16 protein-coding genes are annotated in these 18,438 nt (G+C 67.3%); 5 read left to right on the top strand and 11 right to left on the bottom strand.

Going from position 1 to position 18,438, the window contains the following annotated elements; genetic code table 11:
* Positions 1-97: 97 nt before the first annotated feature.
* Complete coding sequence (locus tag ACFQ50_RS01015) at positions 98-1,531, bottom strand: MFS transporter (RefSeq protein ID WP_377993666.1); 1,434 nt, start codon at positions 1,529-1,531, stop codon at positions 98-100.
* A gap of 2 nt (positions 1,532-1,533) precedes the next feature.
* Complete coding sequence (locus ACFQ50_RS01010) at positions 1,534-2,592, bottom strand: Lrp/AsnC family transcriptional regulator (RefSeq protein ID WP_377993665.1); 1,059 nt, start codon at positions 2,590-2,592, stop codon at positions 1,534-1,536.
* Between the two features lie 115 nt (positions 2,593-2,707).
* Here ACFQ50_RS01010 and ACFQ50_RS01005 point away from each other — a divergent pair, with 115 nt between their 5' ends.
* Positions 2,708-4,006, top strand: coding sequence for a M20 family metallopeptidase (locus ACFQ50_RS01005; protein ID WP_377993664.1), 1,299 nt, complete (start codon positions 2,708-2,710; stop codon positions 4,004-4,006).
* Between the two features lie 24 nt (positions 4,007-4,030).
* Complete coding sequence (locus ACFQ50_RS01000; RefSeq protein WP_377993663.1) at positions 4,031-5,320, top strand: MFS transporter; 1,290 nt, start codon at positions 4,031-4,033, stop codon at positions 5,318-5,320.
* 61 nt (positions 5,321-5,381) lie between these two features.
* Here ACFQ50_RS01000 and ACFQ50_RS00995 read toward each other — a convergent pair whose 3' ends face one another.
* Together ACFQ50_RS00995 and ACFQ50_RS00990 are read right to left on the bottom strand one after the other, a co-directional pair.
* Positions 5,382-6,692 carry a CynX/NimT family MFS transporter gene (locus ACFQ50_RS00995; protein ID WP_377993662.1) on the bottom strand — a complete coding sequence of 437 codons (1,311 nt, stop codon included), beginning with the start codon at positions 6,690-6,692 and terminating at the stop codon, positions 5,382-5,384.
* Between the two features lie 138 nt (positions 6,693-6,830).
* The gene (locus tag ACFQ50_RS00990) at positions 6,831-8,078 is read right to left on the bottom strand and encodes an FAD-dependent oxidoreductase (RefSeq protein ID WP_377993661.1); all 1,248 of its coding nucleotides are present in this window, start codon (positions 8,076-8,078) and stop codon (positions 6,831-6,833) included.
* 184 nt (positions 8,079-8,262) lie between these two features.
* Between ACFQ50_RS00990 and trmB the strand changes: the two genes are divergently transcribed.
* Positions 8,263-9,195 (top strand): tRNA (guanosine(46)-N7)-methyltransferase TrmB, encoded by a 933-nt coding sequence (gene trmB, locus ACFQ50_RS00985; protein WP_377993660.1) that lies wholly within the window; start codon positions 8,263-8,265, stop codon positions 9,193-9,195.
* A 192-nt stretch (positions 9,196-9,387) separates the two neighbouring features.
* Positions 9,388-10,140 carry a DUF1206 domain-containing protein gene (locus tag ACFQ50_RS00980; protein WP_377993659.1) on the top strand — a complete coding sequence of 251 codons (753 nt, stop codon included), beginning with the start codon at positions 9,388-9,390 and terminating at the stop codon, positions 10,138-10,140.
* 35 nt (positions 10,141-10,175) lie between these two features.
* On the opposite strand, the gene ACFQ50_RS00975 is transcribed toward ACFQ50_RS00980, so the two are convergent.
* Together ACFQ50_RS00975 and ACFQ50_RS00970 are read right to left on the bottom strand one after the other, a co-directional pair.
* On the bottom strand, positions 10,176-10,859 hold the full coding sequence (locus ACFQ50_RS00975) for a zf-HC2 domain-containing protein (RefSeq protein ID WP_377993658.1): 684 nt from the start codon (positions 10,857-10,859) through the stop codon (positions 10,176-10,178).
* Positions 10,856-11,356 carry a sigma-70 family RNA polymerase sigma factor gene (locus ACFQ50_RS00970; RefSeq protein WP_377993788.1) on the bottom strand — a complete coding sequence of 167 codons (501 nt, stop codon included), beginning with the start codon at positions 11,354-11,356 and terminating at the stop codon, positions 10,856-10,858. The genes ACFQ50_RS00975 and ACFQ50_RS00970 overlap by 4 nt, the downstream gene beginning before the upstream one ends.
* 191 nt (positions 11,357-11,547) lie before the next feature.
* Between ACFQ50_RS00970 and ACFQ50_RS00965 the strand changes: the two genes are divergently transcribed.
* Positions 11,548-12,060 carry a hypothetical protein gene (locus tag ACFQ50_RS00965; protein WP_377993657.1) on the top strand — a complete coding sequence of 171 codons (513 nt, stop codon included), beginning with the start codon at positions 11,548-11,550 and terminating at the stop codon, positions 12,058-12,060.
* Positions 12,061-12,318: 258 nt separating this feature from the next.
* Here ACFQ50_RS00965 and ACFQ50_RS00960 read toward each other — a convergent pair whose 3' ends face one another.
* From ACFQ50_RS00960 to ACFQ50_RS00940, 5 genes are all read right to left on the bottom strand, one after another.
* On the bottom strand, positions 12,319-13,851 hold the full coding sequence (locus ACFQ50_RS00960) for a glycoside hydrolase family 32 protein (protein ID WP_377993656.1): 1,533 nt from the start codon (positions 13,849-13,851) through the stop codon (positions 12,319-12,321).
* A gap of 32 nt (positions 13,852-13,883) precedes the next feature.
* Positions 13,884-14,762 carry a carbohydrate ABC transporter permease gene (locus ACFQ50_RS00955; RefSeq protein ID WP_377993655.1) on the bottom strand — a complete coding sequence of 293 codons (879 nt, stop codon included), beginning with the start codon at positions 14,760-14,762 and terminating at the stop codon, positions 13,884-13,886.
* A 1-nt stretch (position 14,763) separates the two neighbouring features.
* On the bottom strand, positions 14,764-15,723 hold the full coding sequence (locus ACFQ50_RS00950) for a carbohydrate ABC transporter permease (protein WP_377993654.1): 960 nt from the start codon (positions 15,721-15,723) through the stop codon (positions 14,764-14,766).
* 84 nt (positions 15,724-15,807) lie between these two features.
* On the bottom strand, positions 15,808-17,103 hold the full coding sequence (locus tag ACFQ50_RS00945) for an extracellular solute-binding protein (protein ID WP_377993653.1): 1,296 nt from the start codon (positions 17,101-17,103) through the stop codon (positions 15,808-15,810).
* Positions 17,104-17,266: 163 nt separating this feature from the next.
* Positions 17,267-18,298 carry a LacI family DNA-binding transcriptional regulator gene (locus tag ACFQ50_RS00940; RefSeq protein WP_377993652.1) on the bottom strand — a complete coding sequence of 344 codons (1,032 nt, stop codon included), beginning with the start codon at positions 18,296-18,298 and terminating at the stop codon, positions 17,267-17,269.
* Between the last annotated feature and the right edge of the window lie 140 nt (positions 18,299-18,438).

Below are 18,438 nucleotides of genomic sequence, written 5' to 3'. Positions count from 1 at the left end.
GTACCCCCCCTCAACCACCCGCTTTTAATTTAATTTTTTTCCCAATAAATCCCACTTTGGGGGTTTTTCTGCGGGCAATACGTGGACAAAAACTCCGTCAGTGGGTGACACGGGGCGCTATGGCGACCGCGGCTGCGGCGATCACCGCGGTCAGCACGAACACGCCGGCAAAGGAGGCCGCCGTCGTCGTAAACGCGGTGAACACGATTCCCGTGGCGGCGAGCGCGAGGGCACCGCCCAGGGAATCTGAAATGGACATTGCCGAGCTGTTGAAGCCCTCGGTGTCCGGCGTGGAAAGCGCCAGCGTCATCACGCTCAGCCGCGGATATGCAAGGCCCATGCCGCCGCCGGCGAGGATCCAGCCGGCAATCGCGACGGCGGCCGGCCAGCCAAGCGCCGTGGTCAGCAGGGCCAGGGCAATCGCCAGCAGCACCAGCACCGAACCGATCCGCACTGCGACCGGGCTGCCCAGCCTCCCGCCCAGCCTGCTCTGGACGCCCGACGCCGCCGCCCACGCGAGGGCACCGCCGGTCAGCGTGAGGCCCGCGAACGTGGGCGAGAACGCGTAGCGCTCCACGAGCAGGTACGGCAGGTAGACCTCGGCGCCGAAGAAACCGGCCGCAACCAGCCCTCGGATCAGGATCACGCTGGGCAGGCCGCGCCTGGCGGTGAGGGTGCCGCGCGGCACCAGCGGCCTGACGGCCAGCAGTGCAATGACGACGGCGGCCCCCGCCAGGAGCGGTCCGGCCGCCGGAAGTCCGGAGGACAGGTTCAGGCCAAGCACCGCCAGGGCGGCCAAAGCCGCCCAGGCGAGCCGTTCCGGCGCCCAGGGCGCCCGGGCGCCCGCCGGATCGGGTCCTGTCCCGTCAACGGAGTCGCTCCCGTTCGCGTCCGCGGCACCGTTCCCGTCCGGGGCACCGTTCGCGGTGCCGGACCGCACGCCACGCAGCGCCGGAAACAGCATCGCCAGGGCCGGGAGCACCAGCACGACCACGCCGAGAAACACCCAGTGCCAGCTCGCCAGCTGCGCCACGAGCCCGGCGGCGAACGGGCCGACGAGGGACGGGATCACCCACGCGGCGGAGAAGGCTGCGAAGATCCTGGGGTGCAGGACGGCCGGATAGACCCGCGCCACCACCACGTACAGCGCCACCGTCATGGCGCCGCCGCCCAGCCCCTGCACCAGCCGGCCCGCCACCACCGCCCACATGGTGCCGGCCGTGCCCGCCACCAGCAGGCCCAGCGCGAAGACAGCGACGGAGGCGAGCAGCGGGCCGACGGGCCCGCGCCGGTCAGACCAGTTCCCGGCGCCCACCATGCCGATCACGCCGGTTGCCAGCGGCCCCGCGAAGGCGAGCGCGTACAGGCCAGCTCCGCCGAGGTCCCGGCTCACCACGGGCATGACGGTGGTGACGGCAAGGGACTCGAAGGCGGCGAGGAACACCAGGGCACAGGCGCCCACCGTCACCAGCAGGTAGGGCCGCTGCAGGATTCCGGCGCCGGTCGGGGCGGACAGGGCAGATTCGCGCATGGTCAGCCCACCAGCTCGGGGGCACCGGTGGTCACGGCGACAACGTCACCGCTGGCCGTCGAATCGGGATTGAGCATCCAGCCCACCCGCTTGACTGTCCTCAGCATGACCACGCTCTCCACCAGTTCGATGCCCGGGATGCGCTGCTGGAGGGCCAGTTCCGCGGTCATGACATCGGCAAGCGACTGCAGCCACATGATGATGACGAAGTTGGTGCGCCCGGTGGTCGAGGCGCTCAGCCGCACGTTCCGGAAGCTGCGGAGCTCCTCGGCCGCCGCTTCATGCTGGCCGGGCGGGACGTTGGCGAACCAGTGGCAGGTCACCGGGAAGCCCGAATACCTCTGTGCAATCTCGCAGCGGAAGGAGAGGACTCCGCTGGCGAGCACCCTGTTCAGCTGGCGCTGCACGGTGGCCGGATGCCGGTCCAGCGCCCTGGCGATGTCCGCCGCTGTCGCCCGGCCGTCCTTCGAGAGGAACGGCAGGATCGGCAGATGGCTGGCGGGCAGCGGCTCCCGCACCGACGCCGAGGGGGCTGACCCTGCCGCCTCCGGTCCGGCCAGGGCCCGGAGCGCCTGGAGCTGGCTGCGGTTGAGGACGTTGATGCGCCAGGCATAGGCGCCGGTGTGCAGCCGCGTGGCCAGTGCGGTCTGGTATTTGACCAGCCCCTCGATGGCATGCAGCTGCGAGACCACGGCGGTGAAGTGCTGCAGGGAGCCGGTAATGACCGTCAGCATCAGGTCCCGGTTGCTCGCTGCCTCCTCCACGGTGACGATCTCCGGCACCGCCGCCAGTGCCTGGGTAACCTCCGCCCGGCGGTGCAGCTCGCACTCGACGTCAACGAAGGCGAGGCACATCTTCTGCGGGTCCCCCATCGGGTGCGCCGTGACCCAGGCGGCGCCTGAGGCGGTGAGCCGATCCCACCGCGCGGCCAGGGTGGTGGCGTGCACGCCGAGCACCTCCGCGGCGTCTGCCCAGCTCAGCCGGGGTGCGATCTGCAGGGCGTTGATCAGCGCGAGGTCCTCCTCCGTGACGTCCAGCGGCCTCCCCTTCCGTACAGCCATGCACGAATCCTGCATATCGACCCGGGCTTTTGCATTTTTCCAGCACTTGGGCCGAATGTGAAACAGACCACTCCAGAATAGACCCACAGCACCGGACCACCAACGAGGAGAACACGTGCCGATTGCCGCAGACGCCCGCCAGATGCAGGAAGACCTTGCCAGGTTCCGCCACGATCTGCACCGGGAGCCCGAAATCGGACTGCAGCTGCCGCGCACCCAGGAAAAGGTCCTGAAGGCCCTGGCGGGCCTGCCGTACGAAATCACCTTGGGCAAGCAGACGACGTCGGTCACCGCCGTTTTGCGCGGCGGGGCTTACGACGGCGGTGCTTCCGGCGGCGGTGCTTCCGCCGGGACTACAGGTACCGCGCCCGCCGTGCTGCCGCCTGCCGTGCTGCTCCGCGCGGACATGGACGGGCTTCCGGTCCAGGAGAAGACCGGCGTCGACTACACCTCCACCATCGACGGCGCGATGCACGCCTGCGGCCACGACCTCCACACCTCGATGCTCACCGGCGCGGCCACCCTCCTTGCCGAGCGCCGGCACCGGCTGGCGGGCGACGTCGTCCTGATGTTCCAGCCCGGCGAGGAAGGCTTTGACGGAGCCAGCTACATGATCCGCGAAGGTGTGCTGGATGCCCCCGGCCGGCGCGTGGACGCGGCCTACGGCATGCACGTCTTCTCCTCCCTCGAGCCGCACGGAACGTTCTGCACCAAGCCCGGCGTGATGCTCAGCGCCTCCGACGGCCTGGTGGTCACCGTGCTCGGCGCCGGCGGCCACGGTTCCGCCCCGCACTCGGCCAAGGATCCCGTGACGGCCGCAGCCGAGATGGTCACGGCCCTGCAGGTGATGGTCACGCGGCAGTTCAACATGTTCGATCCCGTGGTCCTCTCCGTCGGGGTGCTCCACGCGGGCACCAAGCGAAACGTCATCCCGGAAACCGCCCGCATCGAGGCCACCATCCGCACGTTCTCCGAGGAAAACCGGCGGCGGATGATGGACGCCGTCCCGCGCCTGCTCAAGGGCATCGCTGCCGCGCATGGCCTCGAGGTCGACGTGGACTACCAGCAGGAATACCCCCTCACCATCACCGACCAGGACGAGACGCACACCGCGGAAAGGGTCATCACCGAACTGTTCGGCGACTCGAGGCTCTCGCGCTGGGCCACGCCGCTCAGCGGCTCCGAGGACTTCTCCCGGGTCCTGGCCGAGGTGCCCGGCACGTTTGTCGGGCTGAGCGCCGTGCCGCAGGAAGCGGACCACGCCACCTCACCGTTCAACCACTCGCCGTACGCCACGTTCGACGACGGCGTGCTGGCCGACGGGGCCGCGCTCTACGCGGAGCTCGCCATCAGCCGCCTGGAGACCCTGGCCGCCGCCGGCGCCCGGGTCCCCGCTTCCGTTCCGGCCCTCTAGCCCGCCCATCCCAGGGAGACAACCATGACCGCCATCATCAACGCCCAGCGCGAGGGCCGGATCTCGACCCGAAAGACCATCATCGGCACCGGCATCGGAAACGCCGTCGAATGGTACGACTGGGCCATCTACGCCACCTTCACGCCCTTCATCGCCAGCCAGCTGTTCAGCAAGTCCGACCCCGCCTCAGCCGTGCTGTCCACGCTGGCGATCTTCGCCGTCGGCTTCGTTGCCCGTCCCTTCGGCGGCTTCCTGTTCGGCTGGATCGGTGACCGGGTGGGGCGCAAGGCGTCCATGACGCTCGCCGTCGGCCTGGCGTCCCTGGGCAGCCTCATGATCGGCATCGCCCCCACGTTCGCCAGCGTCGGGGCCTTCGCATCCCTGATGCTGCTGGTGGCCCGGCTGGTACAGGGCCTGGCGCACGGCGGCGAGCTGCCGTCGTCGCAAACGTATCTTTCCGAGATGGCGCCCCGGGAACACCGTGGTTTCTGGGCCACGCTGATCTACACGTCCGGGACCGTCGGCATCCTCTTTGGCACCCTGCTGGGCGCGGTGCTGAACATGGCGCTGACCACCGAGGTCATGAACGCCTGGGGCTGGCGCATCCCGTTCCTCATCGGGGCCGCGATGGGCCTGTACGCACTGATCATGCGGTCCCGGCTGCACGAGACCGACGTGTTTGAGGGCGAGACCGCCACGGAGAAGCGCGCCCCGCTCTGGCCGCAGATTGTCCGGTACCGCAAGCAGGCCGTGCAGGTGATCGGCCTGACCGTTGGCCTCACCGTCATCTACTACATCTGGGGCGTCGTGGCACCCAGCTACGCGACCACTGCGCTGAAGATCGACCGCGGCGAGGCCCTCTGGGCCGGCGTCATCGGCAACATCGTCTTCATTGCCGCGCTTCCGGTCTGGGGCAAGCTGTCCGACCGGATCGGACGCAAGAAGGTGCTGTGGGCCGGCGCGATCGGCTCCGCTGTGATGCACTTTCCCATGACGTGGCTGCTGAAGGATTCCGCCTGGCAGCTGGCCGTGAGCATGTCCGTGATGCTCATCTTCATCGCCGCGAGCGCCGCCATCGTTCCTGCCGTGTACGCCGAGCTGTTCCCCACGAGCATCCGCACCGTGGGCGTGGGCGTGCCGTACTCCATCTGCGTGGCAATCTTCGGCGGGACCGCACCCTACCTGCAGCAGTGGCTGGGCACCACCGTCCAGATGCCCAACCTGTTCAACGTTTACGCCGTGGTTCTGCTGGCCGTCAGTGTGGCCTTCATCTTCACCATCCCCGAGACCAAGGGCAAGGACCTGACGCACTAGCAATCCCAACCAGGTAGCAGCAGAGAGCGTTCCCAGCGCTGGGAACGCCCTCTGCTGCTACTTACATGGGCCCACTAGCGCCGATGAACCTGTCCCGCCCCGCCCGGTAGCCGAACACCGCGGCCAGCGCTCCCACCACCAGGAACAGGAGCCCCGCCGCCGCAAACGAGCCGGTGCCCTGGTGCAGCTGGCCCACCAGCAGCGTGCCGGTGGAGCCGAGCCCGTAGCCCACCCCCTGCATCATGCCGGAGAGGTGGGCTGCGGTGTGCCCGTCCCGGGTGCGGAGCATGATCATGGTCAGGGCGACGGCGGTGAGGCTTCCCTGGCCCAGCCCCAGCATGCCGGTCCACACCCAGACCAGCTCCAGCGGGCCGAAGATGCTCAGGGCAAAGCCGCCGCCGGTCATGAGTGCCACCACGGTGTTGATCACCCGCTGGTCGCGCAGCCGGGCAGCGAGTGCCGGGGCGAAGAGCGAGCCGAGCATCTGCAGCACGATGGACACCGACACAATCAGCCCGGCCGTTCCACCGTCCACGCCGCGTTCGCGCAGGATCGGTGCGAGCCAGGCGAAGACGCTGAAGGACATCATCGCCTGCAGCACCATGAAGACCGTGACCTGCCACGCCACTGCCGAGCGCCACACGTTCACGCCCTCCCGCACCGCTGTCTGGTGCCCGTGCCGCTGCCGTCCCGCCACCGGCAGGAAGAGCAAAAGTACGACGGCGGGTGGCACCGCCCAGAACCACAGCGCCGAGGTCCACTGTCCGGTAGCGGTGAAAACGGGGTAAGTGAAGCCTGCGCCCAGGGCGGCGGACGCGCAGATGGCCGTGGTGTACAGGCCGCCCATCAGGCCGAGCCGGTGCGGAAAGTCCCGCTTCACCAGCCCTGGCAGCAGCACGTTGCACAGCGCAATGGCGGCTCCGCACGCGGCTGTCCCGGCGAACAGCGCGGGCAGGTGCCCGGCGCCCGGGATCCCGGCCGGCCGCAGGAGCAGACCGGCCGTCAGGACCGCCATCGCTCCGAGCAGGACCCGTTCCGCGCCGAACCTCCGGGCCAGGACCGGGGCCAGCGGCGCAAACACGCCGAGCAGGGTGACCGGGACCGTGGTCAGCACCACCACCGCCCAGCCGGGCAGGCCGGCGTCTGAGGTTACCTCGGGAAGAACCGCCGAAAAACTGGAGAACACAGTCCTGAGGTTCAGCCCGATCAGGACCAGGCACAGTCCCAGGTAGGCCAGGGCACGGCGGCTGCCTACTTGCGTGGGCCCGGCGGCGGGAACGTCGTCGGCCTCTGCGTCCACGAGCGTGTCCGCCTTAACGGCGGGGCGCTGAGGCCTGCCGCCGTGGTTGCCGGAATTCTGGGCATCGATCACCCGCCCATTCTTACAGGAGCACCGCGTGGGCCAGCGTCGTCGTCGAGCCGGCGGAATTGGCCTCGCGGGTTATCCACACATACGGATAAAGCACGGTTTCTCCGGGACCTGGCCGCCAATAGTCTGGTCGGCACGTGGTCAGCGGGCCCAGAGCGGCCACAGCCGTTCGGCCCGGCGCCGGACTTGGGAGTACGGCACTTCCGCGCTTTTGGCCTGCTCGAAGATGCTCATGCCCAACATTGACGTGGCCAGCGCGCGGACCGTGTGAAACCGGTTTTCGAAGAGGCTTCGCTCACTGATCCAGGACACCGCGTCTGCTTCCGGCTTCCACCGCTCCGTGTATTTTTCGGCCGCCCGCGGCAAGCGGTCAGGTGAACTCCCGGCATCCTGGATGCACTGGTCAAGGACCATGGCTGACTCCATGGCCCCGTTAACCCCTTGTCCGATGGGCGGATAGGGCGCGGCGGCGTCCCCGATCAAGACCGCTTTTCCGCCATGGAGCTGGGAACAGTTCAGGCTGCGTCCTATGTGGTAACAGGTCCGGCCGGCGAAGGCTTCTACCTGTTCGTCGCCGGCGAATTCCAGAACCCGGGGGCACCTGTCCTGCAGGAACTTCCGGGCTTCGCCGGTGCCGGAAAACCCGATCCGGTCCTTGGTGCCGATGGCGCAGAACCACCTGGCCGAGTCCTGCCCGTCGTCCCCCCTGATTGCACCGGCCACGCAGAACGGCCGGGTTGAGAGTCCGTGGAGATAATGCCTGTCCAGCCGGTCACCGACGTTATCGAGCTCAATCATCGTGCAGTAGTTGGGAAAAGACTTGGACGTAACCGAAAATCCGGGAATCCGGGCCTGCAGCGCCGACCGCACGGCGGATCCCGCCCCATCCGCGCCCACGAGCAAGTCGAAACTTCTGACGTTCGCTTCCCCGGATCTCTGTCGGGAGGTCAGTGACCCGCTGACCGGGTCGACGCTTTCCACGTTGGTTTCGAACTCCAATGCCACCCTGTCCGTGTACTGGCCCAGGACCCAGCTGAGTGCCCGGAGGATGTCGCCCCGCGATCCGGTCCATCCGGGCAAGGTCCACTCCTCCGTTCCTCGGCCCGGGATCTTGAGCCCCTTGAACCGGAACATCCGGCGGTCGAACTCGGTCACAGCGTCGATGTGGCGGAGCGCCTTGAGCCCATGGCCCGAGATGTCGATGGTGTAGGAACGGTCCGGGTTGAACCGCGGTGCAATGTCCGGGGGGATGTCGCGCTCGATGACAGTGGCGGACAGCCCGCGCCGGGCAAGGGCAATTGCTAGTACCAGCCCTGCCGGACCCGCCCCGAGGATGGCGATGCTGCCCGGGGACTTCACGGGATCGGAGCGCAATGCAGATGGTTCCATGGCGTTTCCTGAATCTGCGTTCTCATGCGTTCATCCGCCATCGCGGCGGGAAAATGTCCCGAGGGACGAGGGCGGCCCGTAGGCGTTTCGCCCGGGCGGCCGGTGGAATAGCAACACCTTACGCCCGCGCGTGCCGCATGAGAACGGGTCGGGTCCTCCGAAAACCGCCGGTATTCTGGAGGGGATGAGCGAATCTCCCGAATCCCCGCAGCCGCCGGCAAATCCGGACCAGCCCAGGCCGGTCACACCGGGAAGCCAGGCGTCCTATGGAACCTACGGCGGACGGCCGGTCAGCTTCGTCCGCCGCGGAACCCGGCTGCAGGGGCGCCGCCAGGCGGCGTGGGAGGAGCACTCCGGCCGCTGGGCCATCGATGTGCCCCGCCACGTGGCCAACACATCGGTCCACCCCGACTACTCCTTCGACGCCGAAGCCGAGTTCGGGCGTCAGGCGCCGCTGATTGTCGAGATCGGCTCGGGTCTGGGCGACGCCGTCTGCCACGCCGCGGAGGAAAACCCGGACAAGGACTTCCTCGCAGTGGAGGTCTACACTCCCGGACTGGCCAACACCATGATCAAGATCAACAGCCGCGGCCTCACCAACGTGCGCGTGGTGGAGGCAAACGCCCCCGAGGTCCTGGCCACCATGCTGCCGCCCGGCTCGGTCAGCGAACTCTGGGTCTTCTTCCCGGACCCCTGGCACAAGTCCCGGCACCACAAGCGCCGCCTGATCCAGCCCGAATTCGCCGAGCTCGCTGCGAAGGCGCTGAAGCCGGGCGGCCTCTGGCGCATCGCCACGGACTGGTCCAACTACGCCGTGCATGTCCGCGACGTACTGGCCGGGTCTGAGGCGTTCGAAAACCTTCACAACGGTGAACGCAGCGGCCCCGAGAGTCCCCTCACGCACGTGTGGCAGACCGGCGTCGAATCGCTGGTGGGCGGCGCGCCGGTCAAGGAGGGACGGGCTCCCGTGAGCACGGAACACACGGGACCCAACGAGGGCATCGACGAAAGGGGCGGCTGGGCTCCCCGCTTCGAGGGCCGCATCCGCACCAGCTTCGAGAACAAGGCGCACGAAGCCGGCCGGATGATTTTCGACCTCTGCTACCGCCGGGTTTAGCGCTACCTGACCGCCGGGGTCAAGGGCGTCCCGGGCATCTGTTCCCCGGCGCCCGGGCGTGACACGATAAGCGTGTGGCGGTGTGCCACAGCAGCTGCACGGGTGTGCCGGCGCGGAGGAACGATCATCAAAAGAGAACTGAGAAGCGCAGCCGGCAAGGCCGAGGAAGTCTCGAACTCCAAGCCCCTCGAAATGCTGGCACGCGCCGGATTTGCCGTAAGTGGCGTCCTCCATATCCTGGTCGGCGTCATCGCCTTCGGACTCGCCCGGGGCCGCGGCGGCCGCGCGGATGTGAGCGGCGCCGTCGCCGAACTGGCCAGCCAACCGGCCGGCCCGGTGCTGCTGTGGTGCAGTTTCGCCGCATGCATAGCCCTTGCTCTGTGGCAGGCCGGTGATGCGATCTTCGACTTCGAGCGGTTGCCCACAAAGCACAAGGCCGGCAAAAAGCTGCAGGCTGGAGCACAGGCCGCCGTGTACACCGGGCTGGCATTCACACTGGCCGCGTTCGCGCGCGGTGCCGGCAAGGACAACCGGGAATCAGCCAGCGACCTCACGGTCAACCTCATGAAGTCGCCGGGCGGCGTGCTGCTTCTGGTACTTATCGGGGCTGCAGTGGCGGTCGTTGGCATCATCTACGCGGTCCGCGGCTTCAAAAAGTCTTTTGAAAAACACATCAACCTGCCGGCTTCGCCCGGCGGACGCAAGGCCGTCACCGTCCTTGGCGTGGTGGGCTATGTGGCCAAGGGCGTTGCGCTCTTCGTGACGGGCCTGCTGGTGGTCATCGCCACGGTCACCGCCCACCCAGAGCAGTCCACAGGTCTGGACGGCGGGCTCCGCGCCCTGCGGGAACAGCCCTACGGAGTGTACGTGCTGGCCGCGGTGGGCGCCGGGCTTATCTGCTACGGGGTTTACATGGTGGTACGGGCCCGGCTCGCCAGAATGTGAGTCCTTCAGCCAGAATGTGAGTCCTTCAGAACGGTTCAGGTGCCCGGCACGGCAATCACGGCGATGGTCTGCTGCCGGTCATTGCGCACTTCCACGCTCGCGATGCTCGTGTACGGCAGCGGCGTGGCGCTGGTAACCCGGACCCTTCCGCTCGGTGTCGCCATCCACGCGCAGGCCCGGTCCTCGACCCCGGCGCGGTCCTTCACCCACAGCGAAAGCCGTCCGTTCTGGGGCAGGCTCCGCCCGTCGACTGCCAGTTCGGTGCCCCAGGTTTTCTTGACCATGCCCACCGTGACCTGCATGCCGGTGTCGGCCTTGACCGAGTAGCTGGCGTCGGGCTTGTCGGCGGGATCAAAGAGTGGCGCCGCGGCAAATCCCAGGGCCAGGCAGGCCGCCGCCACCACCCCCACAAGGGCTGTCAGCCGCCGTCGGGAATTACGACGGCGGGCCGCCAGTTCGTCCAGAACAGGCTGGGGGACGGGGGCCAGGTCGGCTGACGCGGATTCTGCTCCGGGCCGGCGGGCCGCCGGGACCGCGAGCGCCACGGCGTCCGGGACCGGCACGGCATCCAGCAGTCCCGGCAGGGATTCGAGGTCCGACAGTTCACTGCGGCACGCGCCGCACTGCTTGAGGTGCTCCTCGAAGCGCAGCGTGTCAGCGTCGTCGAGCCCTCCCAGCAGGTATGCCCCCAGCAACTCATGGACTTCCTTGCCGTTCACCGTTCCACACCCATTTCATCCAGTATTGTCCGCAGGGCCTTCACCGCGTAGAAAGCCCTGGATTTCACCGTTCCGCTCGGAATGTTCAACTGCACCGCCGCCTCGCCTACCGTGAACCGCCGATAGTGCAATGCCACCAGCACATCACGGTGCTCCGAACTCAGCCGCAGCAGCGCTTCCTCCATCAGTACCTTGTTCAGAAGATCGTCAACCCGTCCGGTGGCCTCCTCCGGGTCCGCAACGTCACGGTCCTCGGCTTCCAGCGGCCGCCGCTGGGCTTTCCGGTAGTTGTCGATCATGATGTTCCGGGCGGTCCGGAACAGGTAGCTGCGCATGCTGCCCGTGACCTTGGGCGCCTGCTGCCACACACGAAGCACTGTTTCCTGGACAATATCGTCGGCAAGGTGCGGGTCACGGGAAGCACTGAGCACGAACCGGCGGAGTGCCGTTCCGTGCTCGCGGTAGATCGCTGCAACCAAATCCTCATCCAGCGGCACCTTCGGCCTCCCTGCAATGACCTGTGAAGCCGTCCCGAGCAGGCCGGCCTTCCTGGCAAATACGACGTCGGCAGCCGGCGATAAGTTCAATTCCGGTCAGCGTCAGATTCTTTGAACCATTCTTCACCTTTGTGCGTCATTCCAAATAGCGCCGGTCCCTCAGTCTGCCGGCCCGAGCCAAGGAGCAGCACATGAAGAAGCACCTGAGCGTTGGCCTCGCAGTTATGGCCCTTGCCGCCTCACTGACGGCCTGTGGCGGCGGATCCGGCACAACCACCACCACTTCGGCGGCAGCCCCGGCCAGTGAGTCACCGGCGACCACCGCCAGCGCATCGGCCTCCAGCGACGGCGCCACAGTGGACCTCAAGACCGCGTCGTCCAGCAAGGGTGACATCGTGGTGGACGGCAAAGGCATGAGCGTCTACTACTTCACGAAGGACGTCAAGGACTCAGGCAAGAGCAACTGCCTGGGCGACTGCCTCGTGAAGTGGCCTCCGGTGATTGCTGCCACGGGCACCCCCAAGGTCGAGGGTGTAACGGGAACGGTCGGCACCATTGATACCCCTGACGGCAAGAAGCAGGTGACCGTCAATGGCATGCCCGTTTACCTGTGGCAGAAGGACAAGGCCCCCGGCGACATCACCGGCCAGGGCGTCGGCAACGTCTGGTACCTCGTGGGACCCGACGGGACGATGATGAAGTAAGGCCTGCAGGTCTGTGCCGGTGCCTCTCCGGAGGCGCCGGCACAGCCGTCGGAGCAGAGAACACCCGAACCTGCGGCCCATCGCCAACACCCTCCTGGCGTGGGCCGCAGCCCATCCGGACGTGGAAATCCAGACGCGCAAAGGCTACGTATCGCTGCACGGCAGCGGATGTGACACTCCGCCTTGAGGCGCCTATTGGGGAGCGCCTCAAGGCGGTCAGGGCCCGCGAGGATGATTTGTTGCTTTAGTCTGCAGGAGCTAGCCGGTGACGCTGAGGCTCACCAGGGTGGCGCCGTCGCCTTCGGCCAGCAGTCCGACGGCGGTGCTGGACTCCGCGGGGAAGATCTGGTCCGTGAGGGTCACCAGGCCGTCCTGGGCGAAAACCTCCACGGAACACCGGTCGAGGAAGATCCTGAGCCGCAGCCTGCCCCCGTCCAGCGGAACAGCCACGCGCTCCACGGACAGGAAGTCCGGGTGGAACCCCACGTCTCCGGATGCCGTCCGGTCCAGGCTGAGCTCGCCGGACGCGGAACATCCGGACGCGGAATCGTAGGCCAGCACGGTCCGCTCCTGCACGCCGTCCACCTCGCCGGCACGGAGCACCAGCCCCACCCTGCCGGAGGCGCCCGGCTGAAACTCCGCGTCGATACGGAGCACATCCCCGGTGGCGGCGGGCAGCCAGCGCACCCCGTCCGCGAGCTGTTCCGGGCCCGCGGCGAACAACTCCGTCCCGGAAGCTTCGAACGGGTCCACGGCCGCCTGGACCAGCACAGGGCGGCCGGCGCGGGCCTCCAGCCGGACCTCGCGGACCAGGGACATGGCGCTGCGCCAGCCCTGGGACGGCGTCGAGGCGGCGTACTGCCAGTTGTTCATCCAGCCGATCATGAGACGCCGCCCGTCCGGAGCGTTGCTGAAGGAGACGGCAGCGTAATAGTCCCGGCCCCAGTCGAGCCACCCGTAGTCGGGCATCCGGCTGTCGTCCGTCTGCATGCCCTCGGTGACGGTGCTTTCGGACCGGAACGTCACGCCGTCGAACGTTCCCACGAAGTACTGGCCGGCCGAACCGCCGGCGATCCCGCCGGGGTTCAGGTTGACCACGAGGACCCACCGGGTGTCGCCGGCATTGCCGTCCACCGGAAGCTCGAACAGGTCCGGGCATTCCCACACGCCGCCCGTGGCATTGGCCGGACCGAAGGAGCTCAGGTACTCCCAGGATTTAAGGTCGGCGGATTTGTAGAGGACCACTTCACGGTCCTCGGCCTCGACGGCGGCCATCACCCAATAGCTGCCGGCGTCGCCGTCGTACCAAAAGACCTTGGGGTCGCGGAAGTTCGCGGACGCCCGGTCCAGCACCGGGTTCCCGTCGTACTTGGTCCAGGTGGCGCCGTCGTCCGTGCTGTACGCGAGCGACTGCGCCTGCCGCCCCGCCAGCGGCGAGGCCGGGGAATAGGCACTGGTGTAGACCGCCACCAGCGGCGGCACTCCCCCGACGCCGAAGCCGCTCGTGTTGCAGGTGTCCACCACGGCCGAGCCGGAGAAGATGGCCTCCTGCTCGTCGCACGGGATGGCCACCGGCTGCTCGTCCCAGGTCAGGAGGTCCGCCGAGGTGGCGTGGCCCCAGGACATGTTGCCCCACACGTCGCCGTGCGGGTTGTGCTGGTAGAAGAGGTGGTACACGCCGTTGGAGTACACCAGCCCGTTGGGGTCGTTGAGCCAGTTGCGCCCGGCAGCGTAGTGCCATTTGGGCCGGTAGCGGCAGTCGAGCGCTGGCGTTGCATTCAGGGAAGTCATGGTTCGCTTTCGAACTGGAAAGGAGGGTTGGGTCAGCCTTGGACACCGCTGGAAGCGATGCTGTTGATGAAGGAGCGCTGGAACGCGATGAAGAGGACCACCACGGGAACCGTGATCAGCGAGGCGTAGGCCATGACCTCGCCCCAGGAGACGTTCAGCTGGAAGAAGTACTGGATGCCGATCATCACGGGCCGGAGCTCCTCGGACTGGACCACCATGAGCGGCCACAGGTAGGAGTTCCAGGCGGGCAGGAAGGTCAGGATGGCGACGGTGGCCGTGGCGGGTCCGGCGAGCGGCATGACCACCTGGCGGTAGATCTTGAACCAGCCGGCGCCGTCGATGCGGGCCGCCTCGTCCAGTTCCTTGGGGATGGACTCGAAGTACTGGTGGTACAGGTAGATGGAGAACGCGTTGGCGATGAACGGGATGATCTGCACCTGGTAGGTGTCCAGCCAGCCCTTCGAGATCTCCAGGCTGAAGCCGTTGAGTTCGAAGTACGGCAGCTGGTTCACCCACCACACCAGGGGCAGCGCGAGCGTCTGGAACGGCACGATGAGGGTTGCCAGGATCGCGGTGAACACCACGCGCTTGCCGCGGACCTGCATGCGGGACAGCGCAAAGGCGCACAGGCTGTTGATGAAGATTCCCAGCACCACTGTCACGGCGGAGATGCCGACGGAGTTGATGAGGAAGCGGGCCGCCGGAACCCGGTCGAAGACGGCAGTGTAGTTGTCCAGCGAGATGTTGCCGATGGGAAGGAAGGCCGCCACCGAGGACATGTCGCCGAAGATCTGGGTGTCCGGCTTGAGCGAGGACACGAGCATGAACACGATGGGGAAGGCAGCGACGGCGGCGAACAGGATGCGCACGGCCGTGGCGCCGATCGAATTGAGGCGGAGCACGTTTTTCACGTCAGTCCTTCTCTCGGGTCAGGTAGCGCTGGACCGCGGAGACCAGCAGCACCAGGACGAAGAATACGAGCGAGATGGCGGAAGCATAGGAGGTCTCCTGCTGCTTGAAGCCGGAGCGGACCGCCTCGTAGATGATGGTGGTGGTGGAGTCGAGCGGACCGCCCTGCGTCATGACGCTCACCTGGTCGAAGAGGCCGAGGGCCTGGATGGTGATGGTCACCAGCACCAGGGTGCGCGTGTGCTTCAGGCCCGGCCAGGTCACGTACCGGAACTGGTGCCAGCGGCTGGCCCCGTCCAGCTGCGCGGCCTCGTACAGCTCCCCGGAGATGCTCTGCAGCCCGGCCAGCCAAATGATCATGTGGAAGCCGGCGGCCTGCCAGATGGACAGCGCGATGATGGCCGGCATGGCGGTGGCGGGATCGTTCAGCCAGTCCGCGCCCTGGATAAGGCCGAAACTGAACGTGGACAGCAGCTCGTTGATCAGCCCGTCCTTGCGGTACATGAAGAGCCAGAGCAGCGACACAACCACCATGGACGTGACCACGGGCAGGAAGTACACGGTGCGGAAGAAGTTCACGCCGCGGAATTTCTTGTTGATCAGCAGCGCCATGGCCAGGGCAAGGCCGGACTGCACCGGCACCACCACCACGGCGAAGTACGTGACGTTCAGGAGCGACCGCCAGAAGGTGGGATCTGCGAACAGCCGGGCAAAGTTGTCCATTCCCACGAACTCCACCGGCCGCGGGGAGATGAGGCGGGCGTTCGTGAAGGCCAGGCCGAAGCCGAGGATCGCGGGCAGGAACACGAAGGAGAGCAGGAGCACCGCTGCCGGTGCGATCATCCCCCAGCCGCTGAGCTGTTCACGCAGGCGGCCCGGGCGCTTGCGGCGGGCTGCCGCCGGGGTGGTTCCGCCCGGCGCCGGAACGGCGGAGGTACGGGAGCGAAGTTGGGTGGTTGTCATGGGAGTCTCCGTTGACAGTCAGTGCCGGGTGGAGGACGACGGCGGCAGTTGCCGCCCGCCGTCGTCCTCCCGTCCGGCGGCTGGCTAGTTCTTGTAGCCGCCGTTGGACTTGATGTTGGCGTCAATCGCCTTGACGGCCTTGTCCAGGACGGTCTTGGCGTCGGCGCCGGCCAGAATGTCCTGGACGGCCTTGCCGTACTCCGTGGCGATGAACGGGTAGGCGGGCGTTTCCGGGCGCATGACAGCCTGCTGGCGGGAGAGGTCCATGAACACCCGGTTTTCGCCGCCCTCGGCGAAGGCGGGGATCAGGGCCGCGGCTTCATCGGTGGCCGGGATGGTTCCGGTGGCCTTGGCCACGGCGGCGATGTTTTCCGGCTTCAGCGAGTAGGAGAGGTAGTCCATCGCGGCCTCGGAGTTCTTGCATCCGCTGGTCACGCCCCACTGCCACGAGGCACCGCCGATCTTCGGGCCGTTGCCGAGGTCCACGGACGGCATGACCGCGAGGTCCTTGCCGAGCGCCTTGCGCGCCTTGTCCGCGGCCCAGGAGCCGGTGTAGACGATGCCGCTCTTGTTGTTCAGGAAGTCCTGGGTGGAATCCTTGCCGCTCTTCTTGGCCATGAAGCCCTGGTCGGCGAGCCCGCGGAACCACGCGGCCCACTCGACGGCCTTGTCTCCGTTGAGGGCCCCGTCCGCCGACTGGAAGCCGTCGCGGTTGACGAGGTCCCCGCCGAAGGACTGCAGCAGCGGCGAGTAGGCGTAGGGGAGCCACTCCCCGGTGCCGGCAGTTCCCATGTCGAGGGGATACTGCCACTTGCCCAGGGCCTTGAGCTTGGTGAGGGCGTCCTGGAACTCCTCCTTGGTCCACGGTTTCTCAACCGCCGCCACACGGACGCCGGCTGCCTTCAGGTCCGAGGTGCGGGCCAGCATGGCGAGGGCGACGTCATAGTAGCCCACCGCGTACGTTTCGCCCTCCCACTTGGCGACGGTGCTGGGGAGGTTCTTGGACAGGTCGGCCGAGAGCTTCAGCGGGGTCAGGTACTTGGCCCACGCCCAGTTGGGAACGTTGGGCCCGTCGATGTCCACGATGCACGGCAGCTTCCCGGCAGCGGCGGCCGAGACCACCGAATCGTTGTAGGAGTCCTGCGGGAACGCCTGCACCTTGATCTGCGCCTTGGCTGAGCCGCTCTTGTTGTACTTGTCGACGATGGACTTGATGGCCGCCAGCTCGTCGGGGTTTCCCGCGTTGTGGGTCCACATGGTGATCTCTTTGCCGTCCTCGGACGTGGCGGACGCACTGCCCTTGCCGCAGGCGGCGAGGCTGCCCATGAGTGCCGCCGCGGCTATGCTGGTGGCCAGGATCCGTGTGAATCGCTTGTTCATGAAGGTCCAGTCTTTCTGCTGATTTTGCGCGTGGATGATTGGCCCGGGGTCCGGAAGGGGCGCGGCCGCTGCAACGGCTGCGTCCCTTTTTCCGGCGGACACCCGGGGTGGACTGCTGGTGGTTCGTCTCTTGGACTGCGGTCAGGTCTCTAGGATCCGGTCTCTAGGATCCGGTTCGGGGTGGCGGCCCCACGGATCCCCGTTCGATCAGGGGACAGGCCAGCCGCACCTGTTCCGGCGGCCTGCCCGGGTTCTCAATGTCGTCAAGAACCCGGTCGACCGCCCATCGCCCCATCTCGTAGTGCGGCAGGGCCACCGTGGTCAGCCCCGGCCACAGCGAGCCCGCGATGAGCTCCAGGTTGTCGATGCCGACGATCGACACATCGTCCGGGACAATCAGTCCCAGCGCTGCGGCCGCCTGGTACGCACCCATGGCCACCCTGTCACTGAAGCAGAAGAGTGCTGTGGGCCTGTCCGGCCGGCTGAGGAGGGCGAGCGCGGCCTCCCGGCCGCCGGAGGTCTCCGGCACGGTGATGACAAGGTGCCGCGGATCGTGCTCGATGCCGTGGCGGCGAAGCGCGGTGTGGAATCCTTCCAGCCGGCCGTGCTTTGCGGGAATGTCGTCAACGTTGTTGATCATTCCGATCCGTGTGTGGCCTGCCTTGATGAGCGCCTCGACGGCGGTTTCGGCGGCGTCGACCTCGTTCGGGACGACGGACGACACCGCGGGGTCCCCGGTGACGGCGTCCAGCAGCACGGTGGGGGTCCCGGCAAGCGCCGGCGGCAACTCGACCCCCTGGTGGTACAGCCGCGCGTACACCACGCCGTCCACCTGGTGCTGCTGGAGCATGGTGATTTCGCGGTGTTCGAGCTCGCTGTCCAGGCCCGAGTTCACCACCATGACGACGTAGCCGCGTTCGTAGGCCGCGTCCTGCGCTCCGCGGATCATGGCCCCGGCGAACGGCGTGGTGGTGATCTCGTCGCTGACCAGGCCCAGGATCTGGGAGCGCTGGTTGCGCAGCCCGCTGGCCAGCCGGTTGGGCGCGTAGCCAAGGTTCCTGGCCACGTCCCGGACGTGCTGCTGGGTTTCCGCTTTGACCCGGGAGCTGGTGGCGTCATTGAGGGCGTGGGACACAGTGGTCACTGACACTCCGGCGGCCTTGGCCACTTCGCGTATCCCTACTCGCGTCGTCATCGACTTCCTTTGCAAAACGTTTTGGTTCGGTGTGAATGAGACTACACAAAACGTTTTGCATGTGTCAACCGTCACTCTTTCCACCCCGTGTCCTAACCTCGGACATGGCTCCGGCCCGGCGCTGCCCTTTCGGGCGGCAC

The sequence above is a fragment of the Arthrobacter sp. NPDC056493 genome (genome assembly GCF_042795115.1).
Lineage (GTDB): Bacteria > Actinomycetota > Actinomycetes > Actinomycetales > Micrococcaceae > Arthrobacter.
This window is presented reverse-complemented; position numbering and strand designations above follow the sequence as displayed.